Annotated in this window: 15 protein-coding genes; all 15 read left to right on the top strand. The window is 30.0% G+C overall.

Features of this window, described 5'->3' with window-relative positions:
• Nucleotides 1–53 precede the first annotated feature (53 nt).
• The 15 genes from ACZ5SO_RS06905 to ACZ5SO_RS06835 all read left to right on the top strand — a co-directional run bounded on the left by ACZ5SO_RS06905 (nt 54) and on the right by ACZ5SO_RS06835 (nt 20,690).
• Entirely contained in the window at nt 54–1,001 is a 948-nt protein-coding gene (locus ACZ5SO_RS06905; protein ID WP_464627637.1) for an ABC transporter substrate-binding protein, read from the top strand.
• Nucleotides 1,002–1,063: 62 nt separating this feature from the next.
• Nucleotides 1,064–2,554: a sugar ABC transporter ATP-binding protein gene (locus ACZ5SO_RS06900; RefSeq protein WP_464627636.1), complete on the top strand. Its 1,491-nt coding sequence runs from the start codon at nt 1,064–1,066 to the stop codon at nt 2,552–2,554.
• A gap of 9 nt (nt 2,555–2,563) precedes the next feature.
• Nucleotides 2,564–3,610 (top strand): ABC transporter permease, encoded by a 1,047-nt coding sequence (locus ACZ5SO_RS06895; protein WP_464627635.1) that lies wholly within the window; start codon nt 2,564–2,566, stop codon nt 3,608–3,610.
• Nucleotides 3,611–3,622: 12 nt separating this feature from the next.
• Complete coding sequence (locus ACZ5SO_RS06890) at nt 3,623–4,657, top strand: Gfo/Idh/MocA family protein (protein WP_464627634.1); 1,035 nt, start codon at nt 3,623–3,625, stop codon at nt 4,655–4,657.
• 2 nt (nt 4,658–4,659) lie between these two features.
• Nucleotides 4,660–5,574: a sugar phosphate isomerase/epimerase family protein gene (locus tag ACZ5SO_RS06885; RefSeq protein WP_464627633.1), complete on the top strand. Its 915-nt coding sequence runs from the start codon at nt 4,660–4,662 to the stop codon at nt 5,572–5,574.
• A gap of 10 nt (nt 5,575–5,584) precedes the next feature.
• Complete coding sequence (locus ACZ5SO_RS06880; protein ID WP_464627632.1) at nt 5,585–6,547, top strand: Gfo/Idh/MocA family protein; 963 nt, start codon at nt 5,585–5,587, stop codon at nt 6,545–6,547.
• A gap of 829 nt (nt 6,548–7,376) precedes the next feature.
• The gene (locus ACZ5SO_RS06875; protein ID WP_464627631.1) at nt 7,377–9,209 is read left to right on the top strand and encodes a class I mannose-6-phosphate isomerase; all 1,833 of its coding nucleotides are present in this window, start codon (nt 7,377–7,379) and stop codon (nt 9,207–9,209) included.
• Nucleotides 9,206–10,132, top strand: a complete 927-nt coding sequence (locus tag ACZ5SO_RS06870; RefSeq protein WP_464627630.1) for an ROK family protein — start codon at nt 9,206–9,208, stop codon at nt 10,130–10,132. Before ACZ5SO_RS06875 ends, ACZ5SO_RS06870 begins: the two co-directional genes overlap by 4 nt.
• Nucleotides 10,125–10,616 carry a TRAP transporter small permease gene (locus tag ACZ5SO_RS06865; RefSeq protein WP_464627629.1) on the top strand — a complete coding sequence of 164 codons (492 nt, stop codon included), beginning with the start codon at nt 10,125–10,127 and terminating at the stop codon, nt 10,614–10,616. The genes ACZ5SO_RS06870 and ACZ5SO_RS06865 overlap by 8 nt, the downstream gene beginning before the upstream one ends.
• Nucleotide 10,617: 1 nt before the next feature.
• The gene (locus ACZ5SO_RS06860) at nt 10,618–11,889 is read left to right on the top strand and encodes a TRAP transporter large permease (RefSeq protein WP_464627628.1); all 1,272 of its coding nucleotides are present in this window, start codon (nt 10,618–10,620) and stop codon (nt 11,887–11,889) included.
• 1,363 nt (nt 11,890–13,252) lie between these two features.
• Nucleotides 13,253–14,263, top strand: coding sequence for a TRAP transporter substrate-binding protein (locus ACZ5SO_RS06855; RefSeq protein ID WP_464627627.1), 1,011 nt, complete (start codon nt 13,253–13,255; stop codon nt 14,261–14,263).
• 57 nt (nt 14,264–14,320) lie between these two features.
• Entirely contained in the window at nt 14,321–15,742 is a 1,422-nt protein-coding gene (locus ACZ5SO_RS06850; RefSeq protein WP_464627626.1) for a hypothetical protein, read from the top strand.
• Between the two features lie 78 nt (nt 15,743–15,820).
• Nucleotides 15,821–16,666 carry a MurR/RpiR family transcriptional regulator gene (locus ACZ5SO_RS06845; protein WP_464627625.1) on the top strand — a complete coding sequence of 282 codons (846 nt, stop codon included), beginning with the start codon at nt 15,821–15,823 and terminating at the stop codon, nt 16,664–16,666.
• Nucleotides 16,663–17,532, top strand: a complete 870-nt coding sequence (locus tag ACZ5SO_RS06840) for a hypothetical protein (protein ID WP_464627624.1) — start codon at nt 16,663–16,665, stop codon at nt 17,530–17,532. The genes ACZ5SO_RS06845 and ACZ5SO_RS06840 overlap by 4 nt, the downstream gene beginning before the upstream one ends.
• A 1,337-nt stretch (nt 17,533–18,869) precedes the next feature.
• On the top strand, nt 18,870–20,690 hold the full coding sequence (locus ACZ5SO_RS06835) for a polysaccharide biosynthesis protein (protein WP_464627623.1): 1,821 nt from the start codon (nt 18,870–18,872) through the stop codon (nt 20,688–20,690).
• The last annotated feature ends 41 nt before the right edge of the window (nt 20,691–20,731 follow it).

Below are 20,731 nucleotides of genomic sequence, written 5' to 3'. Positions count from 1 at the left end.
ATTTTTCAAAATGCATTTAACTGAAAAAAAAAGCTTTTAAGGGAGGTCTTTTTATGAAAAAGTTTTTAGTAAGTCTATTAGTTTTATCAATTTCACTAATGAGCGTATTTGCTAGTGGTACAAAAGAGGATACAGGCCCAGATAAACACAAAATTGGAATATTAGCTCCAGCAGTAACACATGGTTGGGTAGCCGCAGTTGCATATAATGCAGAAGAAAGATGTAAAGAATTATCAGATCAAATAGATTATAAACTTTACACATCCTCAAACGGTGAAGAGATGACAACACAACTTGATGATTTACTCCTTTGGGGTGCAGATTTAATAGTAGCATTCCCACAATGGACAGGAATGGAAGTTCCAATACAAAGAGCAATAGACAAAGGAGTAGTAGTCGTAAACTTTGATATATTAATAGATGCCGATGGAGTATATAGAGTATCTGGAGATAATGAGGATATGGGAGTACAAGGAGCACACTACATAGTAGATAAGGTAGGAAAAAACGCAACAGTAGTAGTACTAGAAGTTCCAACCTCAGGAAGCGTATCTGAACTTAGAAAGAAAGGCTTTATGGAAACAATCATGAAAATTGCCCCAAATACAAACATCTTCACATTTGCAACAAAGTTTACAAGAGAAGATGGATTAAAAGATATGTCTGACATCTTAACATCCTTCTCACACATAGATGCAGTATATTCAATGGATGATGAAACAAGTATCGGAGCCTTACAAGCAATAAAAGAAGCAAAGAGAGATGACATTAAAGTTATAACCGGTGGTGGAGGCTGTCAAGAATACTTTAACATGATGCCATTAGAAGAAGATATCTACCTGCAAAGTGCACTATATTCCCCTGCAATGGTTAGAGATGCTATAGATATGGGACTTAGCGTCTTAAATGGTGAAGAAGTAGAACCAGTTAAGATAATACCAACAACAATCGTTGATAAAACAAATTATAAAGAATTCTTAGACGAAAATAGTCCATACTAATAAAAATTAATAACTAGGTAAGGGGAAACCCTTATCTAGTTAAAAAGTTAGGGAAAAGATATATGAAGATACAAATGAAAGGTATCGATAAATCGTTTGGATCAAATAGAGTATTAAAGAATGTGAATTTTTCAGTTCAAAGTGGAGAAATCTGTGCACTACTTGGAGAAAATGGAGCTGGCAAATCAACACTGATGAACATACTCGGCGGGGTATTACCAGCTAATTCAGGCAGCGTATTTATCGATGATAAAAAAGTCTCATTTACCAAACCTTCAGATGCTATTGAAGCAAAGATAGCATTTATCCATCAAGAATTAAATTTAATCAATGATTTAAATATTTATGAAAATATGTTCATAAATAGAGAGATAAAAACAAAAAAACATCTACTAGATACAAATCAAATGAGAGAAAAAGCTACTCAAATATTTGAAAAAATGAACATATTAATAGATCCTAACCAAATGGTTAGAAACCTTGATGCCTCATATAAACAGATAGTTGAGATAGCAAAAGCCCTATTAATGGAAGCTAAAATAATCATAATGGATGAACCAACATCAAGTTTAACAGACACAGAGATAGAGAGAGTTTTTACACTCATGAAAGATTTAAAAAAACAAGGTGTTGGAATGATTTTTATATCTCACAAACTAAATGAAGTAATGCAAATCTGCGATACATATTCAGTATTGAGAGATGGGGTTTTAGTAAATGAAGGAAAAGTTTCAGATGCTACAACAAGAAGTCTTGCTAAAATGATGGTAGGACATGAGGTTAGAGATAAGATTCTAATAAATGATGAAAAATATGGCAGAGAAACCTTAAGACTTGAGAAACTTTCATGTGAAAAATATTTTAAAAATATAACTCTAAAGTTACATCAAGGCGAAATATTAGGAGTAACAGGCTTACTAGGAGATGGCAGAACAGAATTATTCCAAACAGTATTTGGAGCCTTTAAGAAAAATTATGAAGGAAATATCTACGTAGATGGGAAAAAAGAGAGAATAACCTCAACAGATCAAGCAATCAAACTTAGAATAGGGTATGTACCAAGAAATAGAAAAGAAAATGGCATACTTAAAGATTTAAACATTTTAGATAATGGAACGCTTGTTACCTTAAGAAGTATGAAAAAGAGATTTTTCCTAGATACAAATAAACAAGTTTCTTCATTTCAAGACAAAGTAGATAAACTCCATATCAAAATGGAAAACATGAATGATTCAATAAATAGTTTATCAGGCGGCAATCAACAGAAAGTAGTATTAGCTAAATGGCTATCTACAAACCCTAAAATCTTGATATTAGATAATCCAACACAGGGAGTTGATGTAGGAGCTAAAGAAGAAATCTACGATATAATACTCACCCTTGCAAAAGAGGGAGTATCAATAGTAGTTCTCTCAAGTGAAGCAAAAGAGATAATAAAACTATGTAGAAAAGCCTACGTATTATATCACGGAAGGATAACAGGGATAGTTGAGGGAAAAACTATGAGTGAACAAAACATAATGCACCTAGCAACAGGTGGCCAATTAAATTAGGAGTTTTAGGTGGACAATAAAATAAAAGAGAAAAGAAAAAATAAATTTCTTACAAATTTTAAAACATCTTGGAAAGAAAGTTCAACTTTTAGTACAGCAATAGCCTTATTAGTAATGATAATACTACAAACCTTAGCACTAGGCTTTGATTTCAGTGATGGCTTTAGATATTGGATAGTAAGATGGGGCCATAACTGGATAAACATATTAAGAAATAATGCAAATATAGGGATAATATCATTAGGAATGGCCTTTGTAATCATCTCTGGAGGAATAGATTTAGCAGTAGGCTCAGCCCTAGTTGCAATAGGGGCCTTTTTAATGGTCTTTATAAACACCTCAGGAGGAGTGCTCCTTTCAATAGGCATAACAGGAGTGCCAGCCTTTATCATAGCAATAGCTCTAAGTTTACTAGTAGGACTTTTGCTTGGAGCCTTTACAGGAGTAATAATAACATATGGAAAACTCCCACCCTTTATTGCAACATTAGGAACTATGAAAATATTTAGGTCCGTAACCCAGCAATTTATGCAAGGGAATAATCCACAAGTACCGAAAGCCTTTTTAAAAATAGCCTCAGTAGAAATCTTTGATCTAATGCTAATGCCAATCCTATATTGGATAATAATCGCATACATATTAAACCTAGTATCAAAAAAGACAGCATTTGGAAAACATGTATATGCAGTAGGATCAAATGAGAGAGCAGCAGCCTTAAGTGGAATTAATGTAAAGAGAGTAAAACTAGTAGTTTATTCACTAATGGGCTTTTTAGTAGCAATAGCAGCAATATTACAAGTAAGTAGAATCGGGGCAATGGACTATGCAAATGCAGGATCCGGCTATGAGATGGATGCAATATCAGCAGTCATAGTAGGTGGAACAAGCATGAGTGGAGGCCGAGGAACAATAGGAGGGACAATACTTGGAGTATTAATAATATCAGTAATGAACAACTTATTAAATCTTTTAGGCGTTCCCCCATTCTTGAGAGAAGCCTTTAAAGGAGTAATAGTAATCTGTGCCGTATTACTACAGAAAAAAGAAGAAAATTAAGAGGTGCTAATAATGATAGGAGTTGGAATAATAGGATGTGGGAAAATAGCTCAAGTTAGACATATCCCAGAATATTTAGATAATGAAAATGTAAAACTAATAGGCTTTTATGATTATAATGAAGAGAGGGCAGCAACACTAGCAAAAAAATATAATGCTAAAAGTTATATAAGCTATGATGAATTACTACATGATAGGAAAATAGATGCAGTTAGTATTTGTCTACCCAATAATTATCATGCACCAATCAGTATAAAAGCAATGAGAAGTGGTAAACATGTCCTGTGTGAAAAACCAATGGCAATAAACCTAGCAGAGTGTGAAGCAATGGTTGCAGTATCAAAAGAGACAAACAAAAAGCTAATGATAGGCCACAACCAAAGATTAGCAAAAGCCCATATATATGCAAAAGAGCTAATAGAAAAAGGCGTCATAGGGAAAGTAATTTCCTTTAGAACAACCTTTGGCCACAGCGGACCAGAAACATGGAGCATAGACCCAGGCAAAGATGTTTGGTTCTTCTCAAAAGATAAAGCAGCCATGGGAGCAATGGCAGATTTAGGAATCCATAAAACAGATTTAATACAGTATCTACTAAACTCAAAAATAATAGCAGTAACATCAAAACTAGTTACATTAGATAAAAAAGATTCAACAAAAAAACTAATAAAAATAGATGATAATGCCTTTTGCATATACGAGATGGAAAACAACATAGTTGGAACAATGCATGCAAGTTGGACAATGTATGGAGAAGAAGATAATTCTACAATCATCTATGGAGATAAAGGATGTCTTAGAATCTATGAAGATCCAAACCACTCAATAGTAGCACAACTAAAAAATGGAGAGAAAATCTATTATGATATAGACAAAATCCAAACAAATGACAAACAAACAAAATCAGGAGTAATAGATGCCTTTGTAAAAAGCATAGTAGAAGAGATAGAGCCAAGTATTACAAGTGAGAGTGTACTAAGCAGCATGAAGGCAGTATTTGCAAGCATAGAAAGTAGCAAATTGAACAAAAGAGTAGAGGTTGAATAAACATGAAATTAGGAATAGTAAGTGCAATATTTGAAGAATTAGAATTTGAAGAAGTAATAAAGAAAGTCCATACCTTAGGCTATAAATGTATCGAAGTAGCCTGTTGGCCTAAAGGAGAGAAAGAGAGAAGATATGCAGGAGTTAGCCACATAGATGTAAATAACTTAGATGATCAAAAAATAAAAGAAATTAAAAACATCACTAAAACATACCAAGTAGAAATATCATCATTAGCATATTATCCAAATACCTTAGATCCATCCCCAACAAAAAGAAGAGAGAATATAGAGCACCTAAAGAAAGTAATAAAAGCTAGCAAATTATTAGATATCAATCTAGTAACAACCTTTATCGGGCGAGATCAAAATAAAACAGTTGAAGAAAACATAGAAGAATTTAAAAAAGAGTGGCCAAAAATAATAGAATATGCAAAAGAAAATAAAGTAAAAGTAGCAATAGAAAACTGTCCAATGCTATTTGACAAAACACAATGGCCAGGAGGCCAAAACCTATTTACAAGTGTAAAAATATGGCGAGAATTATTTAAAATAATAGATAGCCCATATTTTGGAATCAACTTTGATCCATCCCACTTCGTATGGCAACAGATGGATTATATAAAACCAATATATGAATTTAAAGATAAAATGTTTCACATCCACTTTAAAGACATAAAAATATTAGAAGATAGGCTAAAAGAAGCAGGAGTGCTCTCCTATCCACTAGAATACATGATCCCAAAAATCCCAGGACTAGGAGATGTAAACTGGTCAAAGTTCATCTCAGCCTTAACAGATATAGGATATGAAAGTTATGCCTGCGTTGAAGTAGAAGATAGAGCCTTTGAAAGTTCATTAGAAGATAAAATAAAAAGTTTGAAATTAACAAAAAAATATTTAGAACAATTTGTGATATAAGGAGAAGGGCATGGTAAAAATAGCTATAGTTGGAGCAGGAGGCATGGCTAAAGTCCATCTAGATAATTATAAATATATAAAAAAAGCTAAAGTAGTAGCACTAGTTGGAAAAACAAAAAAAGATCAAGAAGAAGCAGAGAAAAGAAACCTAAAGTTTTATGAAGATCTAGAAACACTACTAGAGAAAGAACCCATAGATATAATAGATATCACAACACCAACATTTACCCACTATCCCTTAGTAAAAAAAGCCTTAGAGAGAAAAAAAACAGTAATCTGTGAAAAACCCTTTACCCTAAAAGAAGAGAGAGCAGAAGAATTATTTACACTAGCAAAAACAAATAAAAGTTTTATCTATATAGGGCAAGTAGTCCGCTTTGCAAAAGAGAGCCAAATATTAAAGAAAATAGTAGAAGATAAAAGATATGGAAAAGTATTAGATGCAGAATTTAATAGATTATCATCCTACCCATTTTGGGTACAAAACGATTGGTTTAAAGACAAAAATAAAAGTGGATTAGTCCCCTTTGATCTACATATCCATGATTTAGATCTAATAATAAGCATATTTGGAGAGCCTAAAGATTATAGAGTATATAAAAGTGGGAGAGAAAATATAGATTATAGTGAATTTTATAGATTCACATATATCTATGATAAATTTCAAATAACAGCCCAAGCTTCTTGGTACAATTCATCAATGCCCTTTTTAAACAATTGGAGAGTAGTATTTGAAACAGCAGTTTTAATATTTGATGGAAAAACATTAAAAGCCTATCCAAAAGGAGAAAAAGAAATAGAGTATGATATAAAAGATGAAGTAGTTGTTCCAACATCAACAAACCTACCACCAACAGGCTGGTTTTATAATGAATTAACAAACTTTATAGAAAGTTATGAAAAAAAGAAAAACTCAGATATAGTTGATAATCGCGAAGTACTAAAAGTATTAAAACTTTTAAATCAGTTTTAAACAAAATAAAAAGAAAAATGTAAAACTTATTATAGTCTCAAACCTGAGGCTATAATTTTAATTAAAAATGATTATTAAAAAAAATCTAAAAAGAAAAATGATATATAAGTGAGCTTAAACAAAAATATAAGATAAGAAAAAATTAATATATCAGTACAAAACAAGCCTTCCTCGAAAAAAATATCATTAATTATATCAAATAATTTGAAAGGCATAGTAGAGTTATATTCTGATGATTTTAAATAATTAAGAATTAACTCATTTTTGATTAAATGTGAATTGCATGCATAAATATCAGAAAGTAGTTCTTTTTAAAGTGTGCCTACTGAAAATCATAATGATGTAATTAAAAGGTTTATACAAAAAAGAACTGATATTACAGATATTCATAAAAGTAAATAAGAGAAATCTATGATTGTATGAAAACTATCTTAGGAAAAATTTAAATAGATTAATTTCTATAGAAAAATCCCATAAAATTTGTAGCAAGGATATTAATCTTCTCGATAATCTATACAAGAGGTCAAGAATTTTAAAATAAATGAGATATTTAATCTTACAGAGAATCAAATCTGTGGCTTAAGATAATATGATTAATAACTTTAATATGATTTTCTCACAGAATTTATAAATATCCTGCTATAAGCAGAAAATCATGCTAATGCTGGAAATTTTCCTATTAATGTGTTTTAGGATAGTGTGAAAGTTATTTTTTGAAAAATGTTTTTGAATCAACAAACCTGAAAAAAAAAATTAAAAAAAATAAAACTTGAAAAATGCTTTCATGTGTATTACTATTAAATTATCTTAGAAAACAAAAGGAATTATTATGAGTTTTATTTTTTCACCTAGTCCATACGAAGATAAAAGGGCTATAAATTATCCTGAAGTAGAAGCTTCTGTACTTAACGAATGTTTATTCAAGTATGACAATGTAACAAGTGGTTTTTTTGATTTATTAAAAAGCCTAAAAAGTGGAGTAGTTTCCTTAGATGGAGCTCCCTCAGCAGAGTTTAATAGAATGGTTAAATCTATTCGTAGCAAAGCTAAAATAGAAAATTTCAATATTAAATATATTCCTATTGATAAAATCTATAAAAGTAGTGATGAATTATATGATTTTTTATTGACATATCTTCCTGAAGATAAAATAAAAGATCCTTCTCAAATTTTTGGAAGAGTATTTAAAGAAAAGTATGATTCTATATTCGATAATAGTAAGTTAATAAAACTTTTAGCGGATTTAGAAAAATATAAGAAAGAAGGAGAAATTGTACTTCTTTATGGTCAAGGCGCTGGCTCAGAAAGTTTTTGGAACATCGCTGACAAAGTAATTTTCTTTGATGTTACACCAAAAACAATGTTTTCAAGAATTAAAAATAGTGAATATACTTGTCTTGGTGATGAAAAAGGTTTAGCAATTCGTCAAGAGTTTAGGAGAATTTATTATATTGATTTTCAATTGTCATTACATTTAAGAGAAGAATTAATAAAAACTAATAGATTGGATTATTACATTACCAGTGAAAGAGATGAAGAATCAATTATGATTTCACATTCAGCTATGAGAAAGGTATTATTAAATTTAGCTAAGAGACCTTTTAGATGTAAACCTATTTATAGTGAAGGTGTTTGGGGCGGTTATTTTTTGATGAAAGCTAGAAATTTACCAAAAGATCAATTTAGAAACATTGCTTGGGCAGTTGATATGATTCCAATGGATAATTCTTTAGTTATTCAAATGAATGACCAGAAGGACATTTTTGAATTACCATTTATGGCTTTCTTGCAAGAAGTACCCGAACAAATAATGGGCAAAACTTTAACAGAAAGATTTGGAAGATATTTTCCTATTCGATTTAGTTATGATGATACTTTCCATAGTCCTGGAAATATGTCTATCCAGTGTCATCCAAGAAAAGAATTTTGTAAGAATAATTTTGGAGAATATTACGGTCAAGATGAGGCTTACTACGTAATAGAGACCGGTGTAGGTGCAAAAACTTATTGTGGATTCAAGAATGGTGTTAATGTTGATGACTTTATGGTAGAGGCTAAAAAGTCCGAAACGAATAAAACCAAATTTGATCACGATAAATATGTAAATTCAATTCAATCTATTCCTGGAAGACAATTCTTAATACCTGGTGGAACAATTCACGCTTCTGGAAGAAATCAATTAGTACTTGAAATTGGTTCATTAATTATGGGTTCTTATACTTTTAAGCAGTATGATTATATGAGGAAGGATTTAGATGGAAATCCAAGACCAATTCATACATATTATGGTGAAAAAGTGTTGGAAAAAGATAGGAATGAAGATTTCGTTAATAAACGCTTAGTAAAAGATCCAGTATTGTTGAAGAAGGGAGATACTTGGGAAGAATATTTATTAGGAGAAGATCCTCTAGTATATTTTTCAACAAGGCAAATAAGATTTTCTGATAAAGCAGAAGGAAATACAAATGGTAGATTCCATGTATTGACTCTTGCTGATGGTGAGAAAGTAAGAATTCAATCAAAGAAAGATCCAAACAAATGTTATCATTTAAATTTCTTGGATATTGTTGTAGTACCAAGTGATATTGGAGAATACGAGATTATTAATGAAGATGTTCGTAAACAACCAATAGTAGTTTACAAAGTTCAGGTAAAAGAATGATAAAAAAAAGTGATTTAATTTTAGGAATTGACGCTGGAGGACAAACTTTTAAGTTTTCTTTGTTGAAATACTCTAATTTAAAACCTTTATTCGAACCAATTTATACTTCAATAGATTCAAATGGCTCAAAACAATCCATTCTAGATGTTTGGAATTCAATAATTAAAAAAGCAATGAAAATTGCTGAAGAGAATAATGGAGAAATAAAGCTAATAGGCTGTTCTTGTCCAGGACCTTTTGATTATTACAATGGTATTAGTTTAATGGACCATAAATGGAAGTCAATAAAAGGAGTTAATCTTCCAAAAACTTTTTATGAAAATGGACTAAATCCAAAGATTCCTGTCTTTTTCTGTCACGATGCTCATTCCCTTGTTTTTGGGGAAATAGCATCTGGACGATGTAAATCATTTAGCACCGTAGGTGGTTTCATTATTGGTTCTGGTCTTGGCTTTGGAACAGTTAGTAAAGGATCTATTTTGGCAGATACATTAGGAACTCCTATTTTTAGAATGTTCTGTAGACCTTTTAGAAATGAAACAATTGAGGATTTTGCAGCAAGTAGAGGTATCCCTCGATTATTTAAAGAAATAACTGGACGTTCAACGGAGCTTTCGGCAAAAGAAATAGGAGACTTGGCTAATAAAGGCGATGAAAAAGCAATTTTAGCTTATAGAAAAATGGGGGAAGCCATTGCTACAGTTTCTTCAAAAATAATTGAAGATTATAAAATTGATTGTTTAATATTTGGTGGTAGAATTTCAAATTCATTTGATGTCTTTATTCCTGCATTTAAAGAAGAATTAGAAAGAAAAGGAACTAAAATTCCATTATTATTAAAATCTCAAAATAGTGAAATGTTATCCATAATTGGGGCTTCTTATTATGGGAAAAAACAAAAGGAGAATATAAAAAATGAATAAAACAATAAATTATATTTTAGATATATTAAAAAAAATTAGTTTTTATTTGTTAATAGCCTATTCTGTATTAGTAGGTATTCAAGTAATTTCTAGATATTTTTTTAATTCTCCGACAACTTGGACAGAATTGGTAGCTAGATATTTGTTTGTTTGGTCAATAATGCTTTATATGCCAGTATTGTATCGTGATAAAGGTAATCCCGCTTTTGATATTATTTTTAAAAATTTGAACTCAAAGATGCAAAGAGTATTAAATATCTTGATGAATTTAATAATAATGCTTTGCGCTATATGTCTTCTTGTTTGGGGTATTAAATACTGTGATTTAATGAGTAATAAGTGTATCAAAGGTTTAGGAACTGATTTGAAAATTTCAATGAATTTGGTTTATTCAGCAATACCTGTAGGTGGGTTTTTCTTACTACTCACTAGTTTAAAAGAGTTTGCTTTTAGTATAAAGCGACTTGATAAAGGAGACAAATAAAATGTTGTTAATATTAATTATATTGTTTGTTGTCCTTTTATTGGCTGGGGTTCCTTTAGCTTTTACATTTTGTGCTGCGTCTTTTGGATCAGCGATTTTTTCAGGTGAAATAAATCCAATATTATTGATTCAAAAACTTTTTAATTCAATAGATAGCTTTACATATATGGCAATTCCTTTATTTTTATTGGCAGGCAATATTATGAATCAAACAGGAATTACTAAAAGGCTTGTCGAATTTGCAGATTCTTTGGTTGGACAGTTTTATGGGGGATTAGCTCAAACAACTGCGCTATCTGGGATGTTAATGGCTGGAATCTCTGGATCAGCTAATGCAGATGCAACTGCAATTGGAGCTTTACTTTTACCTCCATTACGAGAAGCAGGTTATGATGATGGTTTTAGGGTTTCTTTGGTTTCTGCTTGTGCTGTACTTGGACCGATTATTCCCCCTTCAATTTTAATGATTGTTTATTCTGGTGTAAGTACAATATCTGTTGGAAAACTTTTCATGGCTGGTATTATTCCAGGGATTACTCTTGGTGTTTCTTATATGATATACAGTTATTTTTATGCAAAGAAACACGATATCAAAAGAACAAAATTTGTAGGATGGAAAAATGTTGGAAGATGTTTTTTAGCCAGTTTAGGTGGATTAATAATGCCAATAATAATTATTGGTGGAATCTTATTAGGTATTGTTACTGCAACTGAAGCAGGAATTTTAGCTGTTATTTACGGAGTAATTTATGGTTTTGTTACTAAATTATTGGATTTAAAAAAGCTTAAGAAAAGTATTGAAGATGCCTTAGTTGCTACAGTTGGTTCTATTCTTGTAATTTGTTTTGCAACTTTAATTGGATATATTTTTACACAAGCAAACGTACCTATATTAATAATGAATATGCTTGAAGCTATTTCAACGAATAAATATGTCATTTTAGTTATTATTTCATTGTTATTGGTGGTTATGGGGTTATTTATTGATGCAAATGCCATAATTTTAATGATGGTTCCAGTATTTGCTCCATTAATATGTAGTTTGGGTTTAGATCCAGTTTATTTTGCTATGATAATTTTATTATCAGTTGCTACGGGCGGTTTAACACCACCTGTCGGATTGGTTTTATATATAGTAGCAAGTATAGAAAATGTCAACATTTCAAGAGTAGTAAAAAAGATTTGGGTTTTTGTGGGATTGATGGTTTTAATGGTTATCCTAGTAATTTTCATTCCACAATTAGTAACATGGATTCCATCTGCTATAGGTTAGTAAGGAAAAGAGAAAAAAATAGGTAATGACTTTTTTTACGGTTTGAGTGATGAAAATTTAAATAGCAGGTAGTTGTCTCAAAATTTCTATTGAACCTTGAATTATATTTATAAAACCGAGGCATGGCCAAGACTTTTAACTAGATACATTTTATTGGTTCAAGATATGAGGTTGTTTAAAAGAATGGAGAGTTTTGTTGTGTTAATTATTGGTTCATTTACTAAGGTGAAATAGGAGAATGAAACAACTATCGAACAGAGAGCCATTTTTGACTTTTAGTATAAAGAAACAAATGAAAGGAGATAATAAAAGATAATAGAAAAAACAAAACTGATAGCGTAGGAATCGATTTGTATATGACTCAATTTACAGTTTGTGCAATAACTTCAAAGAAATGAGTTTTTATTTGGAAACGCGTATTTAACCAATTTTATATAGTTTTTATTGATAAACGTCACAATAGTATGGGGCAAACTCTTTGAAAACTATAGAAGCTACTACTAACGTTATGTGTTTTAGAAATTTGACGTAAAAAGAAGATTTCTTACAACGTTTATTTATACTTTATAAATTTAGATTGTAACATTAAGTGTTAAAAAGCCTGAGAATAGAGATTCATTTATTAAATCATATTTTATCTGAAAGTTATTTAAAGGAATAAGAAATATAAGAATTTAGACAACTGATCAGTAAAAGATATGGCTTAGTTTCATTAATAGTAAGAACTAAGAGTATAATAAATAGTATGATGTTCGATTATAAAATAGTAATAAGTGCTATTTGATTTCAAAACGAGATAAAAGAGACTGCATTTTATTGACAATCCCGAATGTCTTTCTTTGATTACTAAGAGGACGGTCTTGATGTTAAAAAGTTTTATTCAACGTTTATAAATTTTGGACGGATAAATTATTACTTAAGCGGTATTAATTGAAAATTTTGAACAAGAAGTTAAAGATGTTTAGCTGCTATAAACTATTTTTAGTGTAGTAAAATAGCAACCACAAGTATTAGAGTATATGCCCAGGGTGTTTAATAAATGGATTTGTAATTTTTAAATAGATTACAGCAAATTGTGGAATCACACCATTTGTAAAATTCTCAAATGAAAAAAGATATACGGACATATAACGAGGAATAGAGACCTGTAGCGTTGATAACTTCAATGTTACAAGCTGTGATAGGTAAGCTTTGTCTATAAAAAGATGAAAAAAACAAAGGAAGTGGGCAATTTATAATTGTCTTAGTAAGAAAATTTCAATAAGCGACTCGCAGAAGCTGTATAGCTTCTAACAAAGAAAAAAAATGTAAAATTAGGTTATGGCTTTTTGTGAAAAGCTATTGGCCTTTTTTAGGAGGATACATGAAAAAGTTTTTAGTGTTATGTTTAATGTTTAATGTTTTCGTAGGATTTATTTTTGCGAATGGAGCACAAGAAAATAGTAAAGCCACAGAGCAAGAACAGGTGATTGAAATTTCATTAGCTCATGGAAATGCTATTGATCAACCAATTGGTGTATATTCACAACTTTTTGCGGATAAGGTAAATGAAAGGAGTAATGGTAGAATTCATATTACAGTTTATCCAGCTGGACAATTAGGTAATGCAATTGATTTAATGGCTAATGTTTCAAATGGATTGCAAGATATGAGTATCATTGATATTGGATATCTTAATGAATATAAACCATCATATGCTATGGTAAGTTTACCAATGATGGTAAATAGTTGGGAACAAGCTGAAAAAGTTCTTGATAGTGATGAATGCGCACAAATGAATGAAGAAATTGCCCAAGATGATAATATTAGGATTATGGATTGGTGGTGGAATGGTTTTAGAAATATGTGCTGTAAAGAAGAAATAAACGAAATAGCTGATTTTAAAGGCAAGAAGTTCCGTTCACCTGGTTTAGATATGTACTTAAAAATGTTTGAAATTTTAGAAGCAAAACCTACTATCATTGCATGGGGAGATACTTATTCAGCTTTACAAAGTGGTCTTGTTGATGGAATGGAAACAACAACTGAAGCTTTAGTTACTCAGTCATTTTATAAAATAGCTGATAATATAATTTTAACTAGACATATTTTTAGTTGTAATGCTCCTGTTATTAGTGAAGAACTTTGGGAAAGTCTTTCAACTGAAGATCAAAAATTGCTTACAACTTGCATGGATGAAGTCACAGAAGAATTAAGAGCAGAAGTAATTGACAAAGAAAATGGATATCTCGAAACCTTAAAGACTTCTGGAAATAATGTTGTAGTTCTTAAAGATCAAGATAAATTAGTTAATTTATTTACTCCTTATTGGAATGAGTATGCTGAAAAATATGATTGTGTTGATTTTATGAATTTTATTATTTCATGTAAATAGTATTTAATAGCCTCTAATTTCTTTAAATTAGATGGCTTTATTTTTAGGAGGTAAATTTTGAGAGATATAACAGCTAAAATTGGCTTGTTGCCAATAGCATGTTCTAGATTTAAAGGTATGGGGAAAGAAACCCCTCAAACATATGAAGAAAGAATTCAGGTTAGACTGGATAAAATTGCAAATGGTGTTTCTCAATTTGCCCAGCCAATTAATCCTGGTCAAATTTATACTAAGGAAGACTTACAAAGTGCAATGGATTTATTTTATAACAATAAAGTTGATTTAATTTTTGCTTTTTTCCTTTCTTGGTCTGAAGATGCAATTTGGATCAGATTTTTACGTGATATGTATCCTCTTCCTATATTTTTTTCGCACATTAGTCCTGAAATAACTTATTCCAATACTGAAGAAGAAAATCCATTTATTGAATATCTTTCTACAGGTGGTTTAGTTGGGACTTTGGAAGGAAGTGGAGCTTTTGGAAGATTTGATAGAAAAATGTCCTATTCTTATTGCGGAAATTTGGAAGAGGTTTTAAATGAACTAGAATCATTCGCAACGGTTTCAGTTCTTAGATCAAAATTAAGACAAGCAAATTTTGCTCTTATGGGTAATTATCCAGAAATAATGTGGTCTACTTATTGCGATCCTTTTACTTATTTTAGCAAGATTGGTCCAGAGTTGAGATTTGTTTCAATAATGACTTTGAAAAAAGCTTATGATTTAATACCCGATAAGAGGGTCGATGACAATATTAAAATTTTATTAGAAAAATATCAAACAAGAGGTGATATAGAAAAGGAACATTTTAAAGCTTCAGTGAGATGTTCTCTTGCAATTGAAGATGTGGCTCGTGAAATGAATATTTGTACTGTTGTTCTTAATGATGCTAGTAAATTACTATTTGAAGAAATTGGATTACGTCCAGGTTTCTATCCGACTCCTGAAAACAAAGGAGACGTGTGTGTAGTCCCAGAAGGGGATTTAGGCGTAGGGCTAGCTGTTTATATGTTGAAAGAAATTAGTAAAGAACATGTGAATATTATTGAACCTGCATATATAGAAAATAATGGGAATGTTAAAGTTGTTCATGCTGGACCAAATGATTATTCAGATCCAAAAGGAAAAACTATAATTGCCCGCGATATTCGATTCGCTAGATCTGGATGGAAACATGCAGGAGCTTCTTTTGCTTGGTATGTAATTCCTGAAGGTAAAAAAACACTTCTTCATTGTTCTCAGGGAAAAGATGGTAAATATAAAATGGTAGTTACCATGGCAGAAGGAATCTCAATGAACCACGAATTAGCAAGTTATTCTCATGGGTGCATTAAGTTTTTAGGAAACTCTGCTAACGAGGTTTTTAGGGCTTTAATTAATGAGGGTGTTACTCAACATTATGCAATAGCTCCTGGTGACTGGAGAAAAGAATTAAGATATCTTGCTAACATGTTAGATTTTACTTATCTCGAGATTTAAAAAGGTTTCATTGACCTAGAAGCTTATTTTGAATAGTATAAAATATGTCACTATTATAAAAATATTAGGGGGGATAAAATGGTATTTAAATCTATTGTGGATAATTACAATAAATTGAGTAGAACTGAAAAAATTATCGCAGATTACATTATTGAAAATCCAGGAATAGCTTTAGAAAAAAATGCTTTCGAATTAGCCGAAGTTACAAAGACTTCACCTGCTACTGTTGGTAGATTTTCTAAAAAAATAGGTTATAATAACTTTTTAGATGCAAAAATACATTTAATAATGGCCATAAGTACTCCATTAAAAGAGGCTACAGGAGGAATGAGTCTCTTTGTTGATGATGGTGACAGTTATCCTAAATGTGCCAAAAAACTATTAGGTCAAATTACTAACGTTTGTAATTCCGCATTAGAAATTATTGATTACAATCAAGTTGAAGTTGCTGTAAATAAATTGCTTAAGGCCAATGTTATAATGTTGGCTGGAATTGGTGCTTCGGGTATATCAGCTCAGGATTTATATATTAAATTAAATAACATTGCTTTAAAAGTACAATACGATAAAGATCCCCATATAAATTTAAAATCTATGTTTTCTGCTACTCCAAAAGATGTCATTGTAATTTTTTCTTATTCAGGGGAATTAAAGTTGATAACTAAAGCTGCTCAAATAGCTTCTGAAAGAGGAGCATTTGTTATTTCGATTTGTGGAAATACTAATTCTTCTCTTTCAAAATATTCTGATTTGCTTTTTCAGAGTCCAGCTATGGAACAAAGAGTTAGGGTAGGTGCAGTGAGTTCTCACTATTCGCAGCAGGTTATTAGCGATTTATTATTTTTAGGAATAGTTTCTAAATCTTTTAACAAAACTAAAAAGAAAATTGTCGATATCAATAATGTAATGAAAGAAATAATATGAAAGAAAAGTTCCAATTAAAGAGTGAGGCTCTTTGTATAACTCTCAGTAATATTGATAAATATTTAGGTACGAGGTTTGAACATTTTCCTTTTATTGACCAAGTTGTTTTAGATGGCAAACATACTTTTTTAGGAATGGAGAAAACTATAAATGGTTATGGGACAGGCGGAGTTGGATTGATGAATGGTTGGCTGTGGAAAAATCCAGAGCAAATTGAAAAGATAATGAATAAATATCCCATTTTGGGAGTAGGAATTATTGAATTACAAGACCATGAAACCTATTCAATTCGGGAAAATTACCCCGTTGAGTTTGTAGAAATAAAGCAATTAGTAAAAGAAGAAAATGTTATTTCTTTTGAATTGTTTCAAAAAGATTTTTATGGTTATTCTTATAAGATGGTAAGGACTTTTGAAGTAAAAGAAAATAAACTTATTTTAAAAACAAAGATTACAAACCTCGGTAAAAAGAAAATTCTAGCAGAGCAATTTTGTCATAATTTTATAATGTTTGATCAACATGCAATTGATTCTTCTTATAAAATCAGTCTTGATGGAATAAAAAACTTAAATCTTGTCAGAGGTGAAATTTTACTAGATAGTAATTATTATTTTCCAATGAAATTTGATTCACAACAGGGATCTTTAGCTTTTAGTTGTACTTATGCATCAAACAAATCAAGAATTATTAGGATTGAAAATCAGTCTATAAAAACTTTTGTTGAAATTGTAGATAGTTTTACATCGAAGAGATTCTATCATTGGTTAAGTAATTGGTGTTTGTCTCCTGAATCTTTTTGTGAAGTAAATTTAGAAGAAAATCAAAGTGAAGAGTTTTCTAAAATATTTACATTTGGGTTTTGTTAAATAAAGATTCTGTATAGATTTATCTAACAATGCTATCGAAATATTTTAAAAATGAACAAATATACTTATTCTATACAATAATTGAGTGTTAGAAGTTATAAAGCTACTGAATCAGTTTTAAAATATAAAGATATATAGATGCTCTATAAAAGATGTAGAGCATCTATATTTTAATAGTAAGTACTATAAAAAAAATAATGTAACTTCATCAACTATTGTCTATAAAAATAAAAATTAAACCATCCCAAGCAATATAAAAATGACAGAAGTGGTAAAATAAAAAAAATTAAATTACTAAAAAAATATAAGACAAATATTAATAAAATTAGCCATATTTTTAAATTAAAAAGGTCTCTAATAAAACTAAAATAACCAAGTAAAAAAACAAAAAGCTAAACAAAATCAAAATTATAGAAAAATTTATAATATCAATTAGAAAATTAAGCAAATAAAGTTAAAATAAGAGAATTGATAAAAATAATAAACTTAGAAATATAATTTGTAAAAAGTTTTAAAAATAACTGCAAATTCAATAATTGTTCAAATATGAACAAAAAAAACTAAAAAAAAGCAAATAAATATATGAAATTTTAAAAAATTAGCCAACCTAAAATGTAATAAAATTATGAAATTATGTAAATTATTTCATCCTAAAATATTGAAACATTCAAAAAAAAATAATCTTTTTAAAATAATATAAAAATGATATTTAACTAAGAAGAAGGTTAAATGTATCAATTTAATTATATAAATAAAAAAGGAAAACATGGCAACCTAATTAAAAAGCACAAATTAATAAATTAATAATTCCTTTTAAGTTAAATAATTAGTAAAATAATTAAAAATTAAACTAGTTAAATTATAGTTATTTAACTTCTGACATAAAACTGATTTGTTAAAAATTTGTTTAAAAAATTGGAGAGAATACCCTGTAACAAAAGTACGTGATAATTGTTAAATATATTGCATGGATAGTAAATTTGAGTTATTATTCAGTACGATAATTAAAAGAGGTTTAGAATAAATTAAGACAAAGTAGGGGATTGTCTTATCTTGCTCTGGGAGTATATGCATAATTCAATTTTTCTACTTTTCTTAAAATTTTAGCTAATATTCTCACATAGTGTTTCAATATTTTTAGTATACGCTGATAAGTCGCGGTATTAAAAGTTGAAGAAAATATATAGAAAAATAATACAGACACTCAGTCTGTATTGCCCTGCTATATACCTTTCAATTTTTATATAAAAACTTAACCTATTGAACCAATTAATAAACCTCGAATACTTAATTAAATATTTACTACTCCTATACAAAACTTGAGGATTATTAAGCCTATGAATTCAAGAACATTAAGAATAGCTTTATTAGTAATAGTTGATATAATAGTATTTTTTATATCAGCACTCTTAACAGTGTTTATAGTAAATGGTTCAACAAGAGAGTTAAGTAATTATATTTATGTAATATTCATGACCCAAATACTTTGCTTAATAATCTTCAAAGTATATAGAGTTAGGTTATTAGATAGTTCATTAGAACTTGCAATAAGAGGCTTGGCACTAGTAATAGGATCAATAGTTGGATTTTTTCTAGCATTTAAGATGGAAATGTTTACAAATTCCATCTTTAGAGAATTCATCTGTTACTCAGTATTATCCTATTTTCTAGCAATGGCATATAGAATCCTTTATAGATTTGGTAAAACAAATCATGATAGAAGACTTTCTAATGGAAATTCATTTTCTCAAGATCAAAGAAAAGCAGCTTTAGTATATGGAGCTGGTGAAATTGGAAAAGCTTTAGCAAGACAATCAACAAAAGGTAAATTAGATTATAATATCGTTGGGTTTATAGATGATGACAAAGTTAAAAGAGGTTCATTAATCTTAAATAAACAAGTGTTAGGAGATATAAAAGACCTGCCAAAAGCCTTAACAACAACAAAAGCAAAAATATTAATAATAGCAGTGACAGAGCTTTCTGCAGATAAAATGCAAGAAGCAGTGAGTGCTGCAAATACTAACAATGTTGAAGTTAAAATCGTTCCATCCTTATTTGAATTAGAAAATTCAAACAAACAACCAATAGATTTAAGAAGTATAGACTATAAAGACCTACTTGGAAGAAAACTTATTGAGATAGATAAAGAGCCAATAAGGGAGATGATAGAAGGTAAAGTAGTACTAGTTACAGGAGCTTGTGGATCAATTGGAAGTGAAATATCTAGACAGGCTAGAAGCTATAAACCAAAGAAATTAATACTTTTAGATATAGATGAGAGCTCATTACACGACAGTGCACTAAGACTGTTGAATTATAAAGCAGAGTGGAGTGAAGAAGTAGTTCCAGTATTATGTGATATAAAGAATAAAGAGAAAGTAGATCAGATAATAAGCAAATATAAACCAGATATAATATTCCATGCAGCCGCTTATAAACACGTTCCATTAATCCAACTTTATCCAGAAGAAGGAATTAGAACAAATGTAGGTGGCTCATTTAATGTATTAAGCCTTGCTGCAAAACATAAAGTTAAAAAAGTAGTAGTAATAAGCACAGATAAAGCAGTAAACCCAACAAATGTAATGGGAGCTACCAAGAGAATGGTAGAGTTAGAAGCTGCAATGCTTAATGAAGAAAACCCAGATACAGAATTTGTTTGTGTTAGATTTGGAAATGTACTAGGATCTAGAGGATCCATGTTACCCTTGTTTATAGAAGAAATCCAAGCAGGCGTTCCAATCACAGTAACCCATAAAAAGATAATAAGATACTTTATGGCAATACCAGAAGCAGTATCCCTAGTATTTTTAGCAGGCTCTATCGGAAAAGGTGGAGAAGTTATGGTACTAGATATGGGACAGCCAATAAACATATATGAATTTGCTAAAAAACTAATAAACATGTATGGCGATCCAAACAAAAACAAGATAACCATCACAGGCCTAAGACCAGGGGAAAAGATGTATGAGGAACTTCTCGCAAATAAGGATAATACCATCCCAACCTCAAACAAGCTCATCTTCAAAGCAAAAGTAACAGGCTCTCTCAACAAAGATGAGTTCTGTACTCGTCTAAAAACAATCAACACTCAAACCCCTAAACAGTTAAAGCAGTGGTTAAGTGAAACAATAGTTGAGTTTAATGAAAAGTAAAAAAAAAAGTTAAAATTAACAAAAATAAAAACACAACGAAA

The sequence above is a fragment of the Pleomorphochaeta naphthae genome (genome assembly GCF_055396005.1).
This window is presented reverse-complemented; position numbering and strand designations above follow the sequence as displayed.